This window comes from Streptomyces sp. NPDC104581 (genome assembly GCF_055583685.1).
In genome coordinates this window covers 101,678-122,036 of sequence record NZ_JBVJNN010000010.1, presented here as the reverse complement: position 1 = coordinate 122,036, position 20,359 = coordinate 101,678, and the positions used below count along the sequence as shown (strand labels likewise).

13 protein-coding genes are annotated in these 20,359 nt (G+C 72.4%); 8 read left to right on the top strand and 5 right to left on the bottom strand.

Annotated elements, in window-relative coordinates; translation table 11 throughout:
- Positions 1-63 precede the first annotated feature (63 nt).
- On the bottom strand, positions 64-1,404 hold the full coding sequence (locus ACZ61E_RS11500; protein ID WP_469699366.1) for an FtsX-like permease family protein: 1,341 nt from the start codon (positions 1,402-1,404) through the stop codon (positions 64-66).
- Positions 1,405-1,407: 3 nt separating this feature from the next.
- On the bottom strand, positions 1,408-2,274 hold the full coding sequence (locus ACZ61E_RS11495; RefSeq protein ID WP_469699365.1) for an ABC transporter ATP-binding protein: 867 nt from the start codon (positions 2,272-2,274) through the stop codon (positions 1,408-1,410).
- A gap of 225 nt (positions 2,275-2,499) precedes the next feature.
- Here ACZ61E_RS11495 and ACZ61E_RS11490 point away from each other — a divergent pair, with 225 nt between their 5' ends.
- The 4 genes from ACZ61E_RS11490 (at position 2,500) to ACZ61E_RS11475 (ending at position 9,559) form a co-directional block, all read left to right on the top strand.
- Positions 2,500-7,737 carry a DUF6531 domain-containing protein gene (locus ACZ61E_RS11490; RefSeq protein WP_469699364.1) on the top strand — a complete coding sequence of 1,746 codons (5,238 nt, stop codon included), beginning with the start codon at positions 2,500-2,502 and terminating at the stop codon, positions 7,735-7,737.
- 34 nt (positions 7,738-7,771) lie between these two features.
- Complete coding sequence (locus ACZ61E_RS11485) at positions 7,772-8,131, top strand: SCO4402 family protein (RefSeq protein WP_469699363.1); 360 nt, start codon at positions 7,772-7,774, stop codon at positions 8,129-8,131.
- 210 nt (positions 8,132-8,341) lie between these two features.
- Complete coding sequence (locus tag ACZ61E_RS11480) at positions 8,342-8,779, top strand: hypothetical protein (RefSeq protein WP_469699362.1); 438 nt, start codon at positions 8,342-8,344, stop codon at positions 8,777-8,779.
- Positions 8,780-9,043: 264 nt separating this feature from the next.
- The gene (locus ACZ61E_RS11475; RefSeq protein ID WP_469699361.1) at positions 9,044-9,559 is read left to right on the top strand and encodes a DinB family protein; all 516 of its coding nucleotides are present in this window, start codon (positions 9,044-9,046) and stop codon (positions 9,557-9,559) included.
- A gap of 66 nt (positions 9,560-9,625) precedes the next feature.
- Here ACZ61E_RS11475 and ACZ61E_RS11470 read toward each other — a convergent pair whose 3' ends face one another.
- Entirely contained in the window at positions 9,626-10,453 is an 828-nt protein-coding gene (locus ACZ61E_RS11470; protein WP_469699360.1) for an LLM class F420-dependent oxidoreductase, read from the bottom strand.
- Between the two features lie 325 nt (positions 10,454-10,778).
- Here ACZ61E_RS11470 and ACZ61E_RS11465 point away from each other — a divergent pair, with 325 nt between their 5' ends.
- The 3 genes from ACZ61E_RS11465 (at position 10,779) to ACZ61E_RS11455 (ending at position 16,238) form a co-directional block, all read left to right on the top strand.
- On the top strand, positions 10,779-12,323 hold the full coding sequence (locus ACZ61E_RS11465; protein WP_469699359.1) for a CehA/McbA family metallohydrolase: 1,545 nt from the start codon (positions 10,779-10,781) through the stop codon (positions 12,321-12,323).
- A gap of 393 nt (positions 12,324-12,716) precedes the next feature.
- Complete coding sequence (gene afsR, locus ACZ61E_RS11460) at positions 12,717-15,773, top strand: SARP-family global regulator AfsR (protein ID WP_469699358.1); 3,057 nt, start codon at positions 12,717-12,719, stop codon at positions 15,771-15,773.
- Positions 15,774-16,070: 297 nt separating this feature from the next.
- Complete coding sequence (locus tag ACZ61E_RS11455) at positions 16,071-16,238, top strand: sigma-like protein (protein WP_469699357.1); 168 nt, start codon at positions 16,071-16,073, stop codon at positions 16,236-16,238.
- Between the two features lie 151 nt (positions 16,239-16,389).
- Here the strand turns inward: ACZ61E_RS11455 and ACZ61E_RS11450 are convergent, their stop codons facing one another.
- Complete coding sequence (locus ACZ61E_RS11450; protein WP_469699356.1) at positions 16,390-16,893, bottom strand: hypothetical protein; 504 nt, start codon at positions 16,891-16,893, stop codon at positions 16,390-16,392.
- Between the two features lie 182 nt (positions 16,894-17,075).
- Between ACZ61E_RS11450 and ACZ61E_RS11445 the strand changes: the two genes are divergently transcribed.
- Positions 17,076-17,768, top strand: coding sequence for a hypothetical protein (locus ACZ61E_RS11445; RefSeq protein ID WP_469699355.1), 693 nt, complete (start codon positions 17,076-17,078; stop codon positions 17,766-17,768).
- Positions 17,769-17,847: 79 nt separating this feature from the next.
- Here ACZ61E_RS11445 and afsK read toward each other — a convergent pair whose 3' ends face one another.
- Positions 17,848-20,304 carry a protein serine/threonine kinase AfsK gene (gene afsK / locus ACZ61E_RS11440; protein ID WP_469699354.1) on the bottom strand — a complete coding sequence of 819 codons (2,457 nt, stop codon included), beginning with the start codon at positions 20,302-20,304 and terminating at the stop codon, positions 17,848-17,850.
- Positions 20,305-20,359: the final 55 nt, after the last annotated feature.

Genomic DNA, 20,359 nt, shown 5'->3' with positions numbered 1-20,359 from the left:
TGCGACTGCCCCTCGGCGGCTTGCGGTGCCGGCTCACGCGGTGCCGTCTCAGGCGGTGTCGTCTCAGGCCGCCAGGGTCACCGCCTCGACGGCCGGGGTGCGCAGAGCGCGGTACGCCGTGCCGACGCTGGTGGCGATCGTCGCGACGGCGCCGATCCCGACCACGACCAGCCAGATCCCGAGGTCCTGGTCCGGGGTGGCGGTGTCGACGCGGACCATGCTGAAGGGGATGACTCCGGCGATCGCCGCCACCGTCGCGAAGAACACGCCGGTCACGGTCAGGATCACCGATTCGAGACCGATCATGCCGAGCACCTGCGCCGGTGTGGCACCGGCGAGGCGCTGCTGGCCGAATTCCCTGGTGCGGTAAGTGGTCGCCGCGTAGAGGCTGTTGATCAGCATGACGCAGGAGAAGACGACGATGATCCCGACGACGACGTAGTTGAGCGTCTCGATGTTCTTGTCCTCGCCGGTCGGCGCGATACCGGACGCCTCGGCCGCGTCGCTCTGGATGGCCTGCATGTAGAGGGTGGCGCAGGCCATGCCGATGAAGAGGATCAGCGGCATGAGCACACCGGACAGCTGGGAGGCGCGCCGGCGCATGTTGTGCACGGTCAGATAGCCGCCGGCGCCGGTGAGCGCGATGACGGGACGGGCCAGGACGCCGAGCAGTACGCGCAGGATCGCGGGCGAGAGGACCGCGAAGCCCGCGGCGAGCAGGATGGCGCCGTAGACCGGGCCCGCCATCAGCGCGGGGTCCGACTTGTCCAGCGCGAAGGTGGAGAAGAGACCGCCGACGCCCAGGACGAGGGCGGCGGCCCCGGCGAAGTTCGTGGCCCGGCCCCGGGGCCGGGCGCCGCCCGCCGCGGCCTTGGTCGCCCGGCGTACCGCGAGGAACGCGGCACCGACGGATGCCACCAGTGTGATGGCGAATCCCGACGCCATCGCGATCGGGCCGAAGCTGAAGTCCACGCCGGGGGCGACCTGGTCGGTGTCCTTGAAGAGGACGAGCAGCCGGTCGCCGCCGAGCATCGCCGGTCCGAGCGCCGGCACCGTCCCGACGACCGCCACGGCGGCGGCCTCGAAGACGACCATCCGCTTGATCTGGGCGGGGGTCGCCCCGGTGCGGCGGAGCAGTGCGATCTCCTCGCCGCGCTGGCGGACGTTGACGGTGAGGGTGGAGGCGACGGCGAAGAAGACGAGGAGGGTGCCGTAGCCGCCGACCACGCTCGCGGCGATGGTGAGGGTGTCCTCGCTGAGCGCGTCGATGCCGGGGGTGGCGGACGCGGTGTCGTGCATCGAGTTGAAGGTCATCACGACCACCGCGCCGAGGAACGTCGAGAGCAGGGTGGCGATGAAGCGCCCGGGGCGCTGCCGGACGGAGCGCATGGCGAGAGTGAACATCGGTCAGACCCCCGCGTAGGTGTTGGTGGTGGCGGGCCGGGCGAACGGGTGGGCGCCGGAACCGGCGGCACCGGCTGAACCGGCGGACGTCTCACCGGACTTGTGGAGGGTGTCGCCGAGGTGGGCGAGGCGTTCGGCGACGGTGTCGACGGCGGGGTGGTCGAGGTGTCCGGCGAGGCGGCCGTCGGCGAGGAAGACCACGGTGTCGGCGTAGGAGGCGGCGACGGGGTCGTGGGTGACCATGACGACGGTGCGGCCGTGGGTGTGGACGGTCTCGCGGAGCAGGTGCAGGACGTCGCGTGCGCTGCGGATGTCGAGTGCGCCGGTGGGTTCGTCGGCGAAGACGACGGCGGGGTCGGTGACCAGGGCGCGGGCGATCGCGACGCGTTGCTGCTGGCCGCCGGAGAGCTGGTCGGGGTGGTGGGAGAGGCGGTCGCCGAGGCCGACGCGGGTGAGGATGTCGCGGGCGCGGTCCTTGTCGACGCGGCGGCCGGCGAGTTTCAGCGGCAGGACGGTGTTCTGGGCGACGGTCAGGGTCGGCAGGAGGTTGTAGCGCTGGAAGACGAACCCGATGCGCCGGCGGCGGAACTTCGTCAGCGCGGCCTCGGTGCCGCCGGTCATCTCCTCTCCGTCGACCACGACCTGCCCGGTGTCGGGCCGGTCCAGCCCGGCCGCGCACTGGAGCAGGGTCGACTTCCCCGAGCCGGAGGGGCCCATGACCGCGGTGAAGGACCCGGCGGGAAGACTGAGCGACACCCCGTCCAGCGCGGTCACGGCGCCGCCCCCGGACCCGTAGACCCTGCTGACTCCGGTCAGTCGCAGCGCCTCCGCGCTCCGTGCCGCACCGGTCGGGCTCTGACGACGAAACATGATCCGCACCTTCCCCTCGGGCGCCCTCTGCGCCACGACTTCGAAGTTACGGACGCCGCACCGCGACCACATTGGGCGTACGGCCCGAACCGCCGGTGTCACTGACTACACCCCTGCCCGCCGCCCATGAACACCGACAGTGGCGCCGTGTTGACACGGACGCCGCTCGCACCTACGTTCAATTCACTAAAGCAAACTTACGGGGTGGGGTTTGTGGCGTTCTGGATGGCTGCCGCGTCTCTGTGGTGCGTACTGCAACTGCTGTTGGTCTCATGGCCGGCGCGTACCGTCGGCTGGCCGACCGTACTGCTCGCCTTCGGTATCGGCGCGTACGGCTGCGGTGTCTTCTCGGTCCTGATCGAGACGGTGGTCACCCGGCAACTGGCCGCCGCCGACGAGACGTCGATGCGCACGGTCATGGACACCGCCATGTGGACGACGGCGCCGGCCGCCGAGGAACTGCTCAAGATCCTCCCGCTCGCGCTCGCCGCGTGGGCGCTGCGCGGCCGGGTCCAGTGGGGACTGACGGACTTCGTGGTGCTGGGCGCCGCGGTGGGCGTGGGGTTCGGGCTGCTCGAATCGGTACTGCAATTCGCATTCGCACCGGATGTCCGCGTACGCCCCATCGAGTCGGCCGGTGGCTGGTCGGTCGCGACACGGCTCTTCGAGGCGCCGTTCGTCTCGGGCTTTCCCGAGCTGCTGGGGCACTGGTTCCCGGCGGCGGTGGGCACCCTGGAGCTGGGCTCCGCCACCGCGACCGTGCCGGTGGACAACCATGTCGCGTGGTCGGCGCTCGGCGGCCTCGCCGTGGGCCTGGTCGTCTGCGGACACCGCTGGTGGGTGCGGGCGGCGGGGCTGCTCCCGCTGCTGGCCGCCGTCGGTCTGCACACCGCGGTCAACTACATCGCCGCGCTGCCCAGCGCCCACGGGACGCCGCGCGCCTGGTACGAGCGGATCGTCGCGAGCGGGCTCTGGATCGTGCTCGGCTGTCTGGTGGCGGCCGTGGTGTGGGACGTCCGTGCGCGGCGGGCCGGGCGGTCGCGCGAGCCGGGGGTGCGGCTGAAGGGCGAACGGGAGGAGACGGCCGGGGAGGGCGGCGGGGCCGGGGACGGCGGCGTGGGCGCGGACGGTGGCGTGGGCGCGGGCTCCGGGGCCGCCCTGCTGAACTACGCGCTGCTGCGGGCCCCTTGGACGACGTTGATCGCCCTCCGGTACGCGCGCCGACGGCGGACCCTCCTCCATCTCACCACCCACCCCCGCGCCCGCCCGGAGCACATCGCCGCGCTGCGGGACGAACTGACCACCCGTACAGCCGAGTTGGACGCCACCTCGGACCCGCAGGCATGGCGCGGCACCTCGATACGCGAAGCCTGGCGACGTGTCCGGGCACGCGGCGCCGGGCGGCTGCCGTGGTGGGAGAAGGCCGTCCTGGTCCTCGGACTGGCCCTGCTGATCCCCTCCGCCCTCCTCGCCGCCACCTTCGCCTTCGAGGGAACGGAGGGCCTGGAGGAGTACTTCACCGAGGGGCAGGGCTGGCGACTCCTCATCGGCTGCGGCCTGGCGGGCCTGCTGCTGGCCGCGTTCCGCCTCGTCATGACCTGGCGCTCGCTGCGTCTCGTACGCACCCTGCCGACGGCCGAACCGCACGCGGCCGCCCTGCTGCGGATCGGCCTGGTCGCGGGGAGTCTCTGCGCGGGGGCGCTCCTGCTGTCGCGCGCGGACACCATCGCCGAGAACGGCAAGGTCATGCCCGACCACCTGATCGTCTCCTTCGTCCTGGAGAAGTTCCTGGACGTGGCCCCGGCGCTCATCCTCACCCTGCTGATGTTCGCCCTGCCGTTCGCCCTCCCCCTCGGCGCGGCCACCGGCGGACTCGGCTTCCTGATCCCGGAACTCCTGACGATGGCGGCGGGCCGCGCCCTGGCCCCCCTGGCCGCCCGCGCGGCGGCCCAGGTGGGGGCGCGGCTCGCGGGCCGGGGCGCGCTGGCGTGGGCGCGCAACGCGCTGCGGAGCGGCCGGGGCCGGTTCACCCGTCGTTCCGACGAGATCAGGCACGGCCCGACGGACCCGGTGGACATGGCGACGGGCCGGATGTTCCTGCCGGTGACGGACGTCGAACTGCCGGGCGTGCTCCCGCTGGTGTTCTCACGACGGGTGGACTCCGGTTACCGGGGCGGTCGTTGGTTCGGGTCCGCGTGGACGTCGACGGCGGACCAGCGGCTTGAGTTCGACGAGCACGGCGCGGTGTTCTTCACGGAGGACGGCCTGTTGCTGGCGTATCCGCACCCGGTGCCGGGCGGGGCCGCAGTGCTGCCCGAGGAGTCCGCCGGGCGGGCGCGGTGGCCGCTGGCGCGGGCCACGGACGGCTCGTACACGGTCACCGACCCGGACGCCGGGCAGGTCCGCACGTTCAGCGCGCACGGCGACAGCGGCGTGGCCCTGCTGCGTACGGTCACCGACCGGCACGGCAACCGGATCGCGTTCACCTACGACGCCGGGGGCGCGCCCGTCGAGATCGCGCACAGCGGCGGATACGTACTGCGGCTGACGACGACGGGCGAACGGATCACCGGCCTGTGGCTGGGCGACACCCGGGTGAAGGCGTACGGCTACGACGGCGAGGGGCGGCTGACGGAGACGTACGGCTCGTCGGATCTGCCGCTGCGTTTCGCGTACGACGCGGCGGGCCGCGTCACGTCGTGGACGGACACCAACAACCGCTCCTACACGTACGAGTACGGCGGCGCCGACGACGACCGGGTGGTCGCGGAGGGCGGCGAGGGCGGTCACTACAGCTTCCGTCTCACCTACGACGGGTCCGAACCGTCCTTCCCCGGAATCTCGTTGACGACGCTGACCGCCCCCGACGGGGCCACCACCCGCTATCTGATCGACGAACGCCGTCTGGTGGTCGGCGAGATCGACGCGAACGGCGCCGTCTCCCGTACCTCCTTCGACACCGCCGGACGCGTCACCGCCGAGACGGATCCACTGGGCCGCACGACGGAGTTCACCTACGACGAGCACGGGCGTCTCACGGGCGTACGGCGTCCCGACGGCAGCACGGTCACGGCCGGCCTCGACGCGGACGGCAGGCCGGTACGGATCACCGACCCGGCCGGGCAGGTGTGGCACCAGACGTTCGACGCCTCCGGCAACCGCACGTCGGTCACCGACCCGACGGGCGCGACGACCCGCTGGCTGTACGACGGCCGGGGCTCCCCGCTCGCGGTCACGGACCCGCTGGGCGCGACCACGCGGGTGCGGTGCGACGCGGCGGGACTGCCGGTCGAGACGACGGATCCGCTCGGCGCGACGACGCGCCTGGCACGGGACACGTTCGGCCGGGTGGTGGCCGTCACCGACCCGCTGGGCGCGGTCACCCGCTTCGAGTGGTCCACGGAGGGGCTGCTCCTGCGGCGGACGGGGCCGGACGGCACGGCGGAGTCGTGGACGTACGACGGCGAGGGCAACACCGTCACGCACACCGACGCCAACGGCGGTGTCACACACCACGAGTACACCCACTTCGACCTGCTGACGGCCCGCACCGGGCCGGACGGCGCGCGCCACTCCTTCACGCACGACGCGGCGACGCGGCTGACCGGGGTGACCAACCCGCAGGGCCTGACGTGGAGTTACGCGTACGACGCGGCCGGGCATCTCGTCTCCGAGACGGACTTCGACGGCCGCACGGTGCGGTACGAGGTGGACGCGGCGGCCCAACTGGTGTCACGGACCGACCCGTTGGGCGTGCGTACGGATCTCCGCTACGACCTGCTCGGCCGTCTCGTCGCGCAGGACGCGGGCGGCGAGACCACCACGTTCGACTGGACGGCGGGCGACGACCTGGCGCGTGCGACGGGGCCGGACACCGAAGTGCTGCGGACGTACGATCCGGCCGGGCGGCTGCTGACGGAGACGGTGGACGGGCGCGAGCTGCGGCTGTCGTACGACGCGGCGGGGCGGCTGTCCGGCCGGCGGACCCCGGCGGGGGCGGTCACGGCCTACGCGTACGACGCGGCGGGCAACCGCACCGAACTCACGGCGTCGGGGCGTTCGTTGACGGTGACGCGTGACGCGGCGCGGCGCGGGACCCGGCTCGGCTGGGGCGACGCGCTGTCCCTGACCCAGACATGGGACGCGGCGGGGCGCCCCCGGTCCCGCTCGTACGCGGGCGCGGCCGTCCCCGCCGCCACGTACACCTGGCGCCCCGACGGCCATCTGCTCGCCGCCGGTGACGCCCACTACACGCTCGACCCGGTGGGCCGGGTCACCGAGGTCCGGGCGGCGGCCGGCTGGGCGGAGTCGTACGCGTACGACACGGCGGGCAACCAGACCGGGGCCGCGTGGCCGGCCGACTTCGCGTACCCCGAGTCGACGGGCCCGCGCACCCACACGGGCACCCGCGTGGGGACGGCGGGCGCGGTCCGCTACGAGTACGACGCGGCGGGCCGCACCACTCTGCGTCAGAAACCCCGGCTGTCGCGGAAGCCGGACAGCTGGCGCTACACGTGGAACGCGCGCGACCAACTGGCGGCGGTGACCACACCGGACGGCACGACGTGGCGCTACGCGTACGACGCGCTGGGCCGCCGTGTCTCCAAACAGCGCCTGGCGCCGGACGGTTCGGTCGCGGCGGAGACCCTCTTCACCTACCAGGGCGCCACCCTCGTCGAGGAGACCTCGACCTCCTCGGAGTGGACGGGCGCCCAGACGCTGACCTGGGACCACGACGAATCGACCCTGACGCCACTGGCCCAGACGGCCCGCTACGAGACGGACATCCGCTTCTACGCGATCGTCACGGACCTGATCGGCACCCCGACCCACCTGATCGACGAGTCGGGCACCACGGCCTGGCAGTCCCGCGCCACCCTCTGGGGCACGACAACCTGGCCCACCGACGCCACGGCGTACACCCCCCTGCGCTTCCCGGGCCAGTACCACGACCTGGAGACGGGCCACCACTACAACCTCCACCGCCACTACGACCCGGAATCCACCCACTACCTGACCCCGGACCCCCTGGGCCTGTCCCCGTCCCCGAACCCGACGGCATACGTCCACAATCCACTGACGTGGTGCGATCCACTGGGGCTGGCGCCGGATTGCGGAAGGACCTACGGTCCGGGCTGGTTCCCGGCCGGTGCGGCCGGGAAAGTTCCCGACGGCTGGTCCGGCCCAGCCATGTCAAAGAGCATGCGAAAATCGGTGACCCAGGGAAAGCCGACCAAGCATGGATTCATTTGGAGCGGTCCGAAGCAATCCAGTATCAGGATCGACAAGGGGGATCCCAACGGAAAACCCACGCAGCGCGTCGATCACGTGGTGATAAATGACACCGGCAAAGTACTGGGAAGAGACGGGAAGCCCATCACCGGGTCGGTTGCGAGTGATTACAATAATTCACACATACCGTACAGCGAGTGGATCAACTGGCGGAGCTGGAACGCCCCATGACGAGACACAACCGACGTGAGACGAGAAACGAAGCGTGAACGTCGAGTACGAGAACATGCGGCTGCTGCTTCTGGAACACCTACGGCGTCTTTCAGATCCGGTGTGGCGCAGGGAAAATTGGACACAGGGTCGCCCTCCTGCGGAGAGCTGGGGGTCATTCGATGACTTCCTTGACTTCCTGTACGACGACAGCGGCGTACTGAATGACCCGGAAGGTTCCTTGGGATACGTACTGAAGGACGCTGATGAGGTGTCCGCGGTCGCCGACCTGAGAGATGCCATCGACGCAGGCCTGTCGGCGGGACTTGACGGGGAGGGGGAATCACTCTGGCATCCCGGCTGGGAGGCGATCACCATGGCAGCGCACCGCGTGGTCAGGGCTATAACCGAATGACCTCACCGAGCGCACGACGACCGACGCCCGACGCGACCCCGGAACAGTCCTGGACGAAAAGCCCATTGAGCGGCTGGAGGAACAGGTGATTGACCCTCGCGTGACCCACTACGCCTTCCAGTCGAACCCCGGACTCTCCCCGGAGGAGGTCGTCGACCAGGCGCTCTCGTACCGCCCGATCGGGCTCTGATGAGAACGACCGTACAGGCAGTGGCATTCGAGACCGAGTGCATGAGCTGCCGCCACCCCTGCCGGAGCGAGGCTGTCCAGCTGATAAGCGAAGGCAGACTGGGGTGGGAGTTGAACCGGTCTTGCGACAGATGCGGAATCGCGGTCGACGACATGGAACGCGGGCCGGCCCCCGAGTACATCCGGGAACGGCTCACGGAGAAGTACGGCACCGTGCGGGTTCAGGTCGGCGGCAGCAGTGGTCATGGTGGCAGGGTCCTCAAAGTCTTCCGTGACGTGTTCGGTTGGTCGATCCAGGAGGCGAAGCGAGCCGCGACGGAACTCACGACGACGGGCTGGCGGGCCACGCAGGTGGAAGCCTCACTCGTCACGCAGTTCCTCAAGGAGTCGGGGATCGAGGCAGTCGAGCGCGGCGAGCGAAACGTGACGCCGGCGAACACTCGCGACGCGGAGTTGTGAAGCCTGAGTACGCAAAGCGGCTCATGTGGGCTCCCCCACCCGAAGCGGGGGAGCCCCGACCAGCCGTCCGCGTACGTAGTCCGTCAGCGAGCGGCCCCCAGCAGGCGCCAGAGCGCGATCACCGGGTCGTCGATCCGGCGAAGTGAAGACGCCCGCTATCCTCGCCTTCCGAATCGCGCGAAGAACGCGAAACATGCGATACACGCGATACACGCGATACACGCGATACACGCGAACCCGCGGTGTGGACGAGGAGCCCGGCACATGACCAGCGATACCCGTGTGGACCCTCCCCGCACCGGCGGGGAGCGGGAAACCCTGCGGGCCTACCTCGACTACCACCGTGCGACGCTCGCGATGAAGTGCGCCGGGCTGAGCGACGACGAGTTGCGGCGGGAGTCGATGGCGCCTTCGACGCTGTCCCTGCTCGCCCTCGTACGCCACCTGGCCGAGGTCGAACGCGCCTGGTTCCGGAGGGTGTTCGAGGACAACGACGCGCCAATGCTGTGGTCACCCCCGGGCGAGATCGACTTCCAGGCGGCGTACGACGCGAGCGGCTCGACCCGGTCCGAGGCGTTCACCGCCTGGGAGGCCGAGGTCGAGAACTCACGCCGTGTCGAACGGGCCGCCGCCTCACTGAATGTGACGGGACGTCAGCCCCGATGGGGCAAGAACGTCTCGCTGCGGATGGTGATGGTGCACGTGCTCCTGGAGTACGGCCGCCACAACGGCCACGCGGACCTGCTGCGCGAGGGGGTCGACGGGACGGTGGGCGCGTAGCCGCGCCGGGAGCCCGGGAGCCCCGGAAGTCCGGGAGCCCCCGCGGCCCGCGTCACACGTGGCCCGTCACACGTACCGCGCGTACTCGTCCAGCGTCTCCAGTACCTCCTTCTCACCGGCCGGCGGCAGCTGAAGGACCACCTCGGTCACGCCCAGGTCCGCGTAGTGCGTCAGTTTGCCCGGCGAGGGCCGGACCGCGTACGGGACGATCTGGAGGGCTTCGGCGGAGCGGCCCGCGTTCTCCCATGCCTTGCGGAGGGCAGGGACCGACTCGCCGAGGCCCCGGCCGCCGATCGGGAGCCAGCCGTCCGCCTGTTCGGCGATCCGGGCGAAGAGCCCGGGGCCCGCCCCGCCGCCGACCAGGGTGCGGGGGGCGCCGTTGGCCGGCTTGGGGTGGGCCTCGCTGGGGCGTACGGAGGCGAACTCACCCTCGTACGGCGTCGGTTCGGGCGCCCACAGCGCGCGCATCAGGGCCAGCCGGTCCCAGCCGAGGTCGCGCCGGGTCGCCCAGTGGACCCCGTGGTCCGCCGCCTCCTCCTTGTTCCAGCCGAAGCCGAGCCCGAAGGTGAACCGCCCGCCCGAGAGATGGTCCAGCGTCGCGATCCGCTTGGCGAGGTCGATCGGGTCGTGCTGGGGGATGAGTGTGATGCCGGTGCCGAGGCCGAGCCGCTCGGTGACGGCCGCCGCCTGGGCGAGCGCGACGAAGGGGTCGAGCGTACGGCCGTACTCGCGCGGCAGATCACCGCCCGCCGGGTAGGGGGTGACGCGCTCGACCGGGATGTGGGTGTGCTCGGGGAGGTAGAGCCCGGCGAAGCCTCGCTCCTCCAGCTCACGTGCGAGCCGCACGGGCGTGATCGTCTCGTCGGTGAGGAAGATGGTGGTCGCGATCCGCATGCGGGCCTTCTCTTTTCTGGTCGGGTGGCGGAGCCGGGCTCCGGGGGCCGGCGGCGTACAAACCTATGCCCGGCCGGGCCGGACTGATGCGGCACCACTCCCACCGGCCACGGGCGGCACCGGGCACCGGCCACGCCGCGCCGGGCCGTTGCCGGGCCGCGCCGGGCGCCGGCAATGTCGGGACCACCTCCCGAACCCCTTCCCTTGCCCGTCCGTTCACGGCTCAATACCAGGGTTCGAGTGCACCACTCCAGACCGTTCCCGTCCCTTCCCGTCCCTTCCTGTCCCTTCCTGTCCCTCTCGACACTCCTGGGGAGCCGCCGGCATGTGCAACGACCACACGGAACACGCGATGGGCAGACGCGGTCTGCTCGTGACCGGAGCGGCGGCGGCCCTTGCGTTGGGCACCGTGAGCTTCGCGAACGCCGCGCCCGACAGGGGCGGAAACGGGGACGGCACCGAGACCAGGACCGTACACGGCACCCTGCCCACCGGCTCCCCCGACTACGTCTACCTCCCGGTCGACGTGCCGCGCGGCGTCCGCGAGATCCGGGTCTCGTACAGCTACGAGCGGCCCGCCGTACCGGCCGGCACCCAGGGCAACGCCCTCGACATCGGGATCTTCGACGAGCGCGGCACCGGACTGGGCGGCGAAGGCTTCCGCGGCTGGTCCGGCGGCGCGCGCACGGAGTTCTTCATCCGCGCCGACGAGGCGACCCCCGGCTATCTGCCGGGCCCGGTCCGGTCCGGGAAGTGGCACATCGCCCTCGGTCCGTACACCGTCGCACCCGAGGGTCTCGCCTACGAGGTGACGATCACCCTCACCTACGGCTCCCCCGGCAGCACCCCGCGCCCGGCGCACCCGCCGGAGCGGGCCAAGGGGCGCGGGCGCGCCTGGTACCGGGGCGACTGCCATCTGCACTCCGTGCACTCGGACGGCAGGCGCACCCCGGCCGAGATCGCGGCGGGCGCGCGGGCGGCCGGGCTGGACTTCATCAACACCAGTGAGCACAACACGTCGTCCGCGCACGGGGCGTGGGACGGGCTGTGGGGCGACGACCTGCTGATCCTCACGGGTGAGGAGATCACCACCCGCAACGGCCACGTCGTCGCCATCGGCATGGACGCCGGCACGTTCGTCGACTGGCGCTACCGGGCCCGTGACAACCGCTTCGGGCACTACGCCCGCGAGGTGCGCCGCGCGGGCGGGCTCGTCGTGCCCGCGCATCCGCACGCCACCTGCATCGGCTGCAACTGGAAGTTCGGCTTCGCGGACGCCGACGCCGTCGAGGTGTGGAACGGTCCCTTCACCCCGGAGGACGAGGTGGCCCTGGCCTCCTGGGACAACACCCTGGTGTCGGCGGCCCGTTCGGGACGGGCGTGGACCCCGGCGATGGGCAGCAGCGACGCGCACCGCGACCCCGACCCGATCGGCACCCCGCAGACGGTCGTCCTCGCCGACGAGCTGTCCCGCGAGGCGATCCTCGCCGGCATCCGGGCGGGCCGCAGCTACATCGCGGAGTCGGCGGCGGTGTCCGTGACGTTCGGCGCCTCGGGCGGTCGCGGGCAGCACGCGGGCATCGGCGAACGGCTGCGGGTGGCCGACGACACCCCGGTGACGGTACGGCTGGAGGTCACCGGCGCCCCGGCGGGCTGTTCGGCGCGCATCGTCACCGACCAGGGGACCCTGCACACGGCCGCGCTCCCGGAGTCGGGCTCGGGGACGGTGGAGTGGCGTACGACCGCCGGGTACGCGACGTACGTACGCGCCGAGGTACGCCGCCCGCCGGCCGTCCCGGGCGTACCCGGTCTGCCGGGCCCCTTCGTCGCGCTCACCAACCCGGTGTTCCTGGGCGGCCGGGGCGCGTAACCGTCAAGGGCGCGCGGTCGCCGGCGTACGGGACGGGTCCCGCCCCCGCGGTGACAGGGGGCGGGATCACCGGCTCACCGCCACGGCCGCTTGAGGGACCTTCCCGGCACCGGCTCGGCGGCCGGCGCGACCGCGGCGAAGAAGCCGACCCGCCCGATCGCGTCGCCGCCGCCGCCGTGTCCGCTCGCGCTCCGGCGGCGCTCCCACCCTCCTGACGTGTCCCGGCGCCGCGTTGTGACCGACGGCCCGCCCGGATCCGAATTTACCCGGAGGGGTCGCGTCCTTTACGGTGTCGAGGGCTTGTGCAGACCCCCGCTCCGAGGCTGACGCCGCCACTCCGGACAAGGCAGACTGTCGGGGGCGATACCGGCAGTCCGGCGGGCAGGGGGAGCTATGGACCGTGACAGCGGGCCGCGCGTACCGGAGCAGCGGGCTCCGGCCACACCGAACACCATGACGACCGGCGTACCGAGCACCAGGAAGAACGCCGGGCGGGGCAGCACGGCGAGGTCGAGCGCCGCGAAGAGCGGGGCACCGGCCGGTGCCCCGCCCACGGCCGACGAGCTGCGTTTCGCCGTGCTCGGACCGGTGCGGGCCTGGCGTGGTGGCGAGTCCCTGCCGTCCGGTTCACCCCAGCAGCGCGCGCTGCTCGCCGCCCTCCTCCTGCGCGAAGGCCGGACCGCCACCGCCGCCGAGCTGATCGACGGCATCTGGGGCGAGACACCGCCGCCGCAGGCGCTCGCCGCCGTGCGGACGTACGCCTCCCGGCTGCGCAAGGTCCTGTCCCCCGGTGTCCTGGTCAGCGAGTCCGGCGGATACGCCCTGCGCACCCGGCCCGACGCCCTGGACCTCTGTATGGCACAGGAGTTGGCCGCCGCGGCGGAGAAGGAGCAGACGGCGGGCAACCGTCAGCAGGCCCGGGTGCTGATCAACAAGGCACTGGGGCTGTGGGACGGCGAACCCCTGGCGTCCGTGCCCGGCCCGTACGCGGAGACCGAGCGCGCGCGGCTCGCCGAGTGGCGGCTCCAGCTCGTCGAGGGCCGGCTGGACATCGATCTGGAGCTGGGCCGGCACGCGGAGGCCGTCTCCGAACTCACCGCGCTGACCGCCGCGCACCCGCTGCGCGAGCGCCTGCGCGAACTGCTGATGCTCGCCCTCTACCGCAGCGGCCGGCAGGCCGAGGCACTGGCCGTGTACGCGGACACGCGCCGGCTCCTCGCCGACGAACTGGGCGTGGACCCGCGGCCCGAACTCGCCGGCCTCCAGCAGCGCATCCTGCGGGCGGACGCCGAGCTGGCCCGCCCCACCGAGGAGACCGCTCCCGTCGCCACCTTCACCCGGCCCGCCCAACTGCCCGCCACCGTCCCGGACTTCACCGGACGGGACCTGTTCGTACGGGAGTTGGGCAACAGGCTGGCCGGCGCCGAGGGTTCGGTGATGGCGGTCTCCGCGCTCGCGGGTATCGGCGGCGTGGGCAAGACGACGCTCGCCGTGCACGTCGCGCACGCGGCCCGTCCGCGCTTCCCCGACGGCCAGTTGTACGTGGACCTCCAGGGCGCCGGGGCCCGGTTCGCCGAACCGGAGGCGGTACTCGGCTCGTTCCTGCGGGCGCTCGGCACACCCGACTCGGCGATCCCGGACTCGCTGGACGACCGCGCGGCGCTGTACCGCTCGGCGCTGGACGGCCGCCGGGTGCTGATCCTGCTCGACAACGCGCGGGACGCCGCGCAGGTGCGCCCCCTGCTGCCCGGTACGGAGGGCTGCGCCGCGCTCGTCACCAGCCGCGTCCGGATGGTCGATCTGGAGGGTGCCCATCTGGTCGACCTGGACGTGATGTCGCCGGAGGAGGCGCTCCAGCTCTTCACGCGCATCGTCGGTCAGGAGCGCGTCACCTCGGAGCGCGACGCGGCGCTGGACGTGGTCGCCGCCTGTGGTTTCCTGCCGCTCGCCATCCGGATCGCCGCCTCCCGGCTGGCCTCGCGCCGCACCTGGACGGTCTCGGTCCTGGCGGCGAAGCTGGCCGACGAGCGCCGGCGGCTGGACGAACTCCAGGCGGGTGACCTGGCGGTGAAGGCGACCTTCGAACTGGGCTACGGGCAGCTGGAGCCCGCGCAGGCCCGCGCGTTCCGCCTGCTGGGGCTGGCCGACGGCCCGGACATCTCGCTGGCGGCAGCCGCCACCGTACTGGATCTGCCGGCGGACGAGACCGAGGACCTGCTGGAGTCCCTGGTGGACACCTCCCTGCTGGAGTCCGCGGCGCCGGGCCGTTACCGCTACCACGATCTCGTGCGGCTCTACGCGCGTGCCTGCGCCGACCGCGACGAACAGCCGCGCGCCGGGACCGACGCGGCGCTCTCCCGGCTGCTGGACTTCTATCTGGCGACGACGGCGAGGGTGTACACGATCGAGCGGCCGGGCGACCGGCTGAAGGACCATCTGGAGCCGACGGAGTACGGGGGTCTGGTCTTCACCGACCGGCACGAGGCACAGGACTGGCTGTACGCGGAGGCCGACTGCCTGCTGGCGTGCGCCCGGCAGGCGGCGGGCGGCTCGCACCGGCTGCGCGCCGCCGTCGATCTGCTGTGGGCGGCGCAGGGTCTCGCGGAGTCGGGCGCCAACTCCAAGTCCTACGAGACGGCGGCCCGTTCGGCGCTGGCGGCGGCGCGCGCGGCCGGCGACGCCCGTACGGAGGGGCGTGCGCGGACCTCGATGACCATCGTCCATCTGGTGGCGGGCCGTTACGAGGAAGCGGACGACGAGGCCCGGCAGGCGACGGCGCTGGCGGAGTCCGTACGGGACCCGGCGCCCGTCTACTGGGCGGACAACGACCGGGGCATCATCGCCTTCAACCAGGGCCGCTTCCGGGACGCCGAGACGCATCTCTTCAGGGCCATGGAGGGCTCCCGCGCCGACGGAAACCGCCCCGGCGAGGCGAGCGCCCTGTGCAACCTCTCGCGCATCCAGCACTCCCTGGGCCGTACGTCCCAGGCCGTGACGCTGGCCGAGCAGGGGGTCGCGGTCTACGACAGCATCGGGCACACCCTGCGGCTCTCCAACGCCCGCTTCGCGCTGGGCATCGCCCTGACGAACGCCGGGCGGCACACGGAGGCACTGGAACAACTGGGCGAGGCGCTGGAGGGGTTCGAGGCGAACCGGCAGCGACTGTGGGAGGGTACGACCCACTTCCGTATCTCGCAGGCCCATCTGGCGGCCCGTCGTGCCGGGGCCGCCGCGCAGCACGCCGAACAGGCGCTCGCGATCGGCTGCATCGGCGGCGACCGGACGAGGGCCAACGTCCTGATCACGCTGGGCAGGGCGCTGGAGAGTCTGGGGCAGGCGGACCGGGCGCGGGTGTGCTGGCGTGAGGCGCTTTCGCTGCACGAGGGGTCGGGTGCGGTGGAGGCCGAGGAAGCTCGGGCGTTGCTCGCCGCCCCGCTCAGCGCGGCCTGAAGAACTCGGGGGGCGGCGGCGCCCGTTGGGGCCGGTCGTCCCGCCGGGGCCGGTCGTCCGGGCGTGGTGTCCGATGACGGGTGGGGTGCCCGGCCTGGGCGTTCATCGAATGTTTATGCTCTTTCGGCATGCTCCAGTGCATATTCGATCCGTCGCCTCGGGGGGCAGACGGGTCGCTTGGGACCGTCGCATCCTCGGGGGTGAACGGTCCCGGGCCTTCTGCCCGGCGACCTCGGGGGAGTATCCGGGCAGAAGGCCGCCTTCGGTCCGACGTAAGGCGACCCCAAGGGGGACGAGATGAGCAGCACCGAGAAGAAGCCGGAAGAGACGACGCAGGGCGACCACCACTCGCCGGTCCCGCCGAAGACCACCACGACGACGCAGGGCGACCACCACTCGCCGGTCCCGCCGAAGAGCGGCGCCACGACGCAGGGTGACCACCACTCGCCCGCACCGCCCAAGTAGCACCGGGCTGCGGTCGCGGCGGCGCAGGAGGGGAGCTGCCGCGACCGCGCTCCAGGGGGGAAAGAGAGACGACGACAGTCGGGGCCGTTCAGGGGGCCCCGCCTGTCGTCGTCTCTCTTTGCGTCGCCGGTCGGGCGGTGTGTCCCGCCGGTCAGGCGGAGGTGCGGATGACGTTGTCGACCGTGCACTCGCCGCCGGAGGCGCCCTCGTCGCCGGACACGTCGACCGCGGTGACCTCGACGGTCTCCGAGCCGCCCGCGGTGACGGCGGGAATGCTGCCGAAGCCGTTGCCGACGTTCGTGCCCGCCGAGTCGGTGAACTCGACCGAGAACGAGTAGCTGTAGTCCACCGAGCCACTGTTGGTGGCGGTGACCTCCGCGACGAAGCCGCCGGCGGTTGTGTCGTACTTGCAGCTGTCGATCCTCAGATCCCGGCCGGCGTCGGCGGAGCTGCCGCCGGTCACCGATCCGCCGGTGGTGGTGGAGCCGGACGAGCCGTTGTAATCGTCGTCGTCGTAGTCGCTGTCCGAGTGGCTGCTGCCGCCACTGCCGGAACTGCTGCTGGAGCAGCCACCGCCGCCGGAGCCACGGGCGCCGGTGAGCGCGAAAACGGCGATACCGAAGACGGCTATGGCGCGGACATGGCGAATTTTCATTTCAACCCCCGTTGAAATTGGTGTGGTTGGTCATGTTTCGTAGGCTTTTGTCGAGCGCATGTCACCCTAGCAGTGCGCGAGGGGTGCTCGGTTACGGGACCAAATCTGGCGGCCCCTGGTTCCCGGGCGTAGCGTCGGATTCTGGAAGCTGTGCTCTGCGCACTCGTCCAAGGAGGCCGTCGATGGTCCGCAACATCATCGGGTCGGTCCTCGCCGTCGTCGGGGCCGCCGCGGCGGTCGCGAGCCCGTTCATGGCCTGGTACAACGGCCGGCACGGCCGGGACTACCGCGTCGAGGACCTGTTCAACGGCATCACCGGCACCGGTTCGGACCTCTGGGTCTCCCTCCTGCTCCCCTTCGTCTTCGCCGCCCTGGTCACGCTGATCGGTCTGGTGCTGCGCTCGCGGCTGCTGGTGGCGCTGGCCGGGGTGGTCGTGCTCGGGTTCACGATTCTGTGGATGGTGCGCCAGGGGCAGGCAGCCGGGGGCCTCACGCTCACCAGCGACGGCACGGGTCTCGGCCTGGGTGTGCTCGCCGCCCTGGGCGGCGGTGCGCTGCTGCTGATCGCGGCGGCGGCGATGAGCGGCCGGACGGGGCGCAGGGGCGGCGGAGGCGGCCACCGGTACGTCGGCGACCGGAAACGCGGCAGGAACAGGGACCGGACCCCGGAGCAGGACCAGCACCAGGACTACCAGGACGACTACCGGGACCACCGGTACGACCCGGACGCGCGGGACTACTGGTACGACGACGGGCGCCTGCCGCCCGTACAGCCGCCGGTGAACGGCCCGCGACAGCAGGGCGGGGACACCGGGGAGCAGCCGTGGGCCGGGCCCCCGCCGGACGACACGACCCGCCGCCCGCAGGGGAATTGACCCCGTTCAGGCGCGACGGAACCGGCTGGCCCGGCCGGTCGGTGCGCGGCGCCGGTCGGGTGCGCGGAACGCGGTGCGGTCAGCGGGCGCCCCGGCCCGTCGCCGTGCCCTTGATCGCGTCCAGCGCGTACACGCAGCGGTCCTTGCTGCACGCGTACACCACTCCCCCGCGCGCCACCGGGGAGCCCGTGATCTCGCCACCCGTCGCGAGCTTCCAGCGGAGCTGTCCGCCGCCCGCGTCCAGGGTGTAGAGGACATGGTCGGCCGAGCCGAAGTGCAGCCTGCCGTCCGCCACGACGGGCGCGCCGACGACCTCGCCGCCCGCGGCGAAGCGCCACTTGGGTGTGCCGGCCACCGCGTCCAGTGTGTAGAGCGCGCTGCCGCTGCCCACGTGCACGTTCCCGGCGGTGACCAGGACCGGTTCGAGGGACTGGCGGGCCTCGGTGGCGATGCGCCAGCGGTCCTTGCCGGTGGTGGCGTCCAGCGCGTACACCGTGCCGAGGTAGTCGGCGAGATACACGCCGCCGCCGGTCACGGCGGGGCCGGGCGCGAAGGCGGGCGGCGAGAGGAAGACCGCCGGCGCCTCGAAGTGCCAGCGCACATGGCCGGTCGCGATGTCGATGGACAGGACGCGGGTGCCGGCCGAGACGTACACGTATCCGTCGGAGGCGGGGACCAGGCGGACGGGTACGCCGCCGCAGGACGCGCCGTCCCCGATCGGGTACGACCAGCGCTCGGTGCCGGTGCGCGCGTCGAGCGCCCGCAGCCGGGCGTTCTGCCACACGTACACCGTGCCGTCGAAGATGGCGGGGCCGGCCTCGGGTGTCTCGAAGTCGGTCTGGGCGCCGGTGACTTCCCACAGCTTCTCGCCGTTGGACGCCTCCCACGCCTGGACGCCGCCGCCGCGCGTGCCGGTGACGACGGTGCCCCGGTCGGTCTTCAGCGAGTACACCCAGGCGTCGGTCTGGAGCCGCCAGCGCTCCGAACCGTCCGCACCGTCGAGCGCGTAGAGGGTGGGGCCGTCGGAGGCGTGGATACGGCCTCCGGAGACGGCCATCGCCCATGCCACGTCACGGGTCTTGAACTGCCGGCGTCCGCTGCCCACGTCCAGCGCGTGCACCTCGAACGACGTGACGTAGAGCAGATCGCCGTCGACGACGGGGGTGCCCCAGACGTCGTTGGACATCCGGAAGCGCCACGGCCGCCAGCGGCCCGGCGCCGCGCCGTCGGGGGCGGGCGAGGGCGCGGGCACCGGCGGCGCCGCGGGCGCCTGGACCGCGCCGGCGGGCAGGTCCGCGCCGGCCAGCCCGGCGGGCGGGCGGATCCAGCCGGTGGCCGGTCCGGCGTCGGCGGAGGCTGCGACCCGGCCGTCCGGGACACGCGGGCCGGGGCCGATCGGCACCGGGGAGCCGGAGAGCCGGACCGGGCCGCCGGGGCCCGCGCCCAGCGGTGCGGGCACGGCGGGCGCCCCGCCGCCGCCCCGGCCGCCCTGCTGTCCCTGGCCGCCCCGGCCGCCCGGCCCCTCGCCGTCCGGGCGCCACGCGGCGTCCCAGTCGGGCGAGTGGGCGGGCGGCGGTGGCTGGTGCGCGGGCGGCGGCGGGACCGGCGGGCGCGCTGCGGCAGCGGCGGCGGCGTTGATACGCCCGCCACCACGGCGTTCCTCGATCATCTCGGTGGCTGACGCGGGCAGCCAGGCGGAAGCCGTGCCGCTGTCGTCACTGCCCGAGGCGAACAGGTGCGGGGCGAGCTGCGACTGGAGGTCCGCGGGTGACGGGCGCCGACCTGCCTCCATCTGCATGCAGGACTCGATGAGCGGGCGCAGGTCGTCGGGGAGCCCCTCCAGATTCGGCCCCTCACGCAGCAGCATGAAGACCGTCTCGACGGGGTTGGCGCCATGGAAGGGGGCGTGTCCGGTGGCGGCGAAGACCAGGGTGGAGCCGAGCGAGAAGATGTCGCTGGCGCCCGTGACGCTGCGGGAGTCGCGCGCCTGCTCGGGCGACATGTACGCGGGGGTGCCGACGGCCACATTGGTCATCGTCAGCCGGGTGTTGGAGACGCCGGACGCGATGCCGAAGTCGATGACGCGCGGCCCGTCCTCCACGACCAGCACGTTCGACGGCTTGAGGTCACGGTGGACCAGGCCCTCGCCGTGGATGGACTGGAGCGCCTCGGCGATGCCGGCCGCCAGCCAGCGCACGCCCTGGACCGGCAGCGGCCCGCACCGGTTGACCATCTCTTCCAGCGAGGGCGCGGGCACGTAGGCGGTGGCCAGCCAGGGCACGGCGGCCCGGGGGTCGGCGTCCACCACGGCGGCGGTGTAGAAGCCGCTGACCGCGCGGGCGGCCTCCACCTCGCGCGTGAAACGGACGCGGAACAGCTGGTCCTCGGCGAGCTCGGTGCGCACCGTCTTGATCGCCACGCGCCGGCCCGAGGCCGAGCGCGCGAGATAGACGAGCCCCATACCGCCCGCTCCGAGGCGCCCGAGCACCTCGAAGGGCCCGATACGTCTTGGATCGTGCTGCGTCAGCTGCTCCACTTGCCTGCCACCTCCCCGTACGGGCCACAAAGGTACGGCCCCCTGCACCCTGATT

Excerpts from the sequence above, each read along its gene's own strand:
- ACZ61E_RS11495 (WP_469699365.1), bottom strand. The coding sequence starts at position 2,274 with ATGTTTCGTCGTCAGAGCCCGACCGGTGCGGCACGGAGCGCGGAGGCG.
- ACZ61E_RS11465 (WP_469699359.1), top strand. The coding sequence starts at position 10,779 with ATGTGCAACGACCACACGGAACACGCGATGGGCAGACGCGGTCTGCTC.
- ACZ61E_RS11455 (WP_469699357.1), top strand. The coding sequence starts at position 16,071 with ATGAGCAGCACCGAGAAGAAGCCGGAAGAGACGACGCAGGGCGACCAC.
- ACZ61E_RS11490 (WP_469699364.1), top strand. The coding sequence starts at position 2,500 with ATGGCTGCCGCGTCTCTGTGGTGCGTACTGCAACTGCTGTTGGTCTCA.
- ACZ61E_RS11445 (WP_469699355.1), top strand. The coding sequence starts at position 17,076 with ATGGTCCGCAACATCATCGGGTCGGTCCTCGCCGTCGTCGGGGCCGCC.
- ACZ61E_RS11450 (WP_469699356.1), bottom strand. The coding sequence starts at position 16,893 with ATGAAAATTCGCCATGTCCGCGCCATAGCCGTCTTCGGTATCGCCGTT.
- ACZ61E_RS11470 (WP_469699360.1), bottom strand. The coding sequence starts at position 10,453 with ATGCGGATCGCGACCACCATCTTCCTCACCGACGAGACGATCACGCCC.
- afsR (WP_469699358.1), top strand. The coding sequence starts at position 12,717 with ATGGACCGTGACAGCGGGCCGCGCGTACCGGAGCAGCGGGCTCCGGCC.
- ACZ61E_RS11500 (WP_469699366.1), bottom strand. The coding sequence starts at position 1,404 with ATGTTCACTCTCGCCATGCGCTCCGTCCGGCAGCGCCCCGGGCGCTTC.
- ACZ61E_RS11475 (WP_469699361.1), top strand. The coding sequence starts at position 9,044 with ATGACCAGCGATACCCGTGTGGACCCTCCCCGCACCGGCGGGGAGCGG.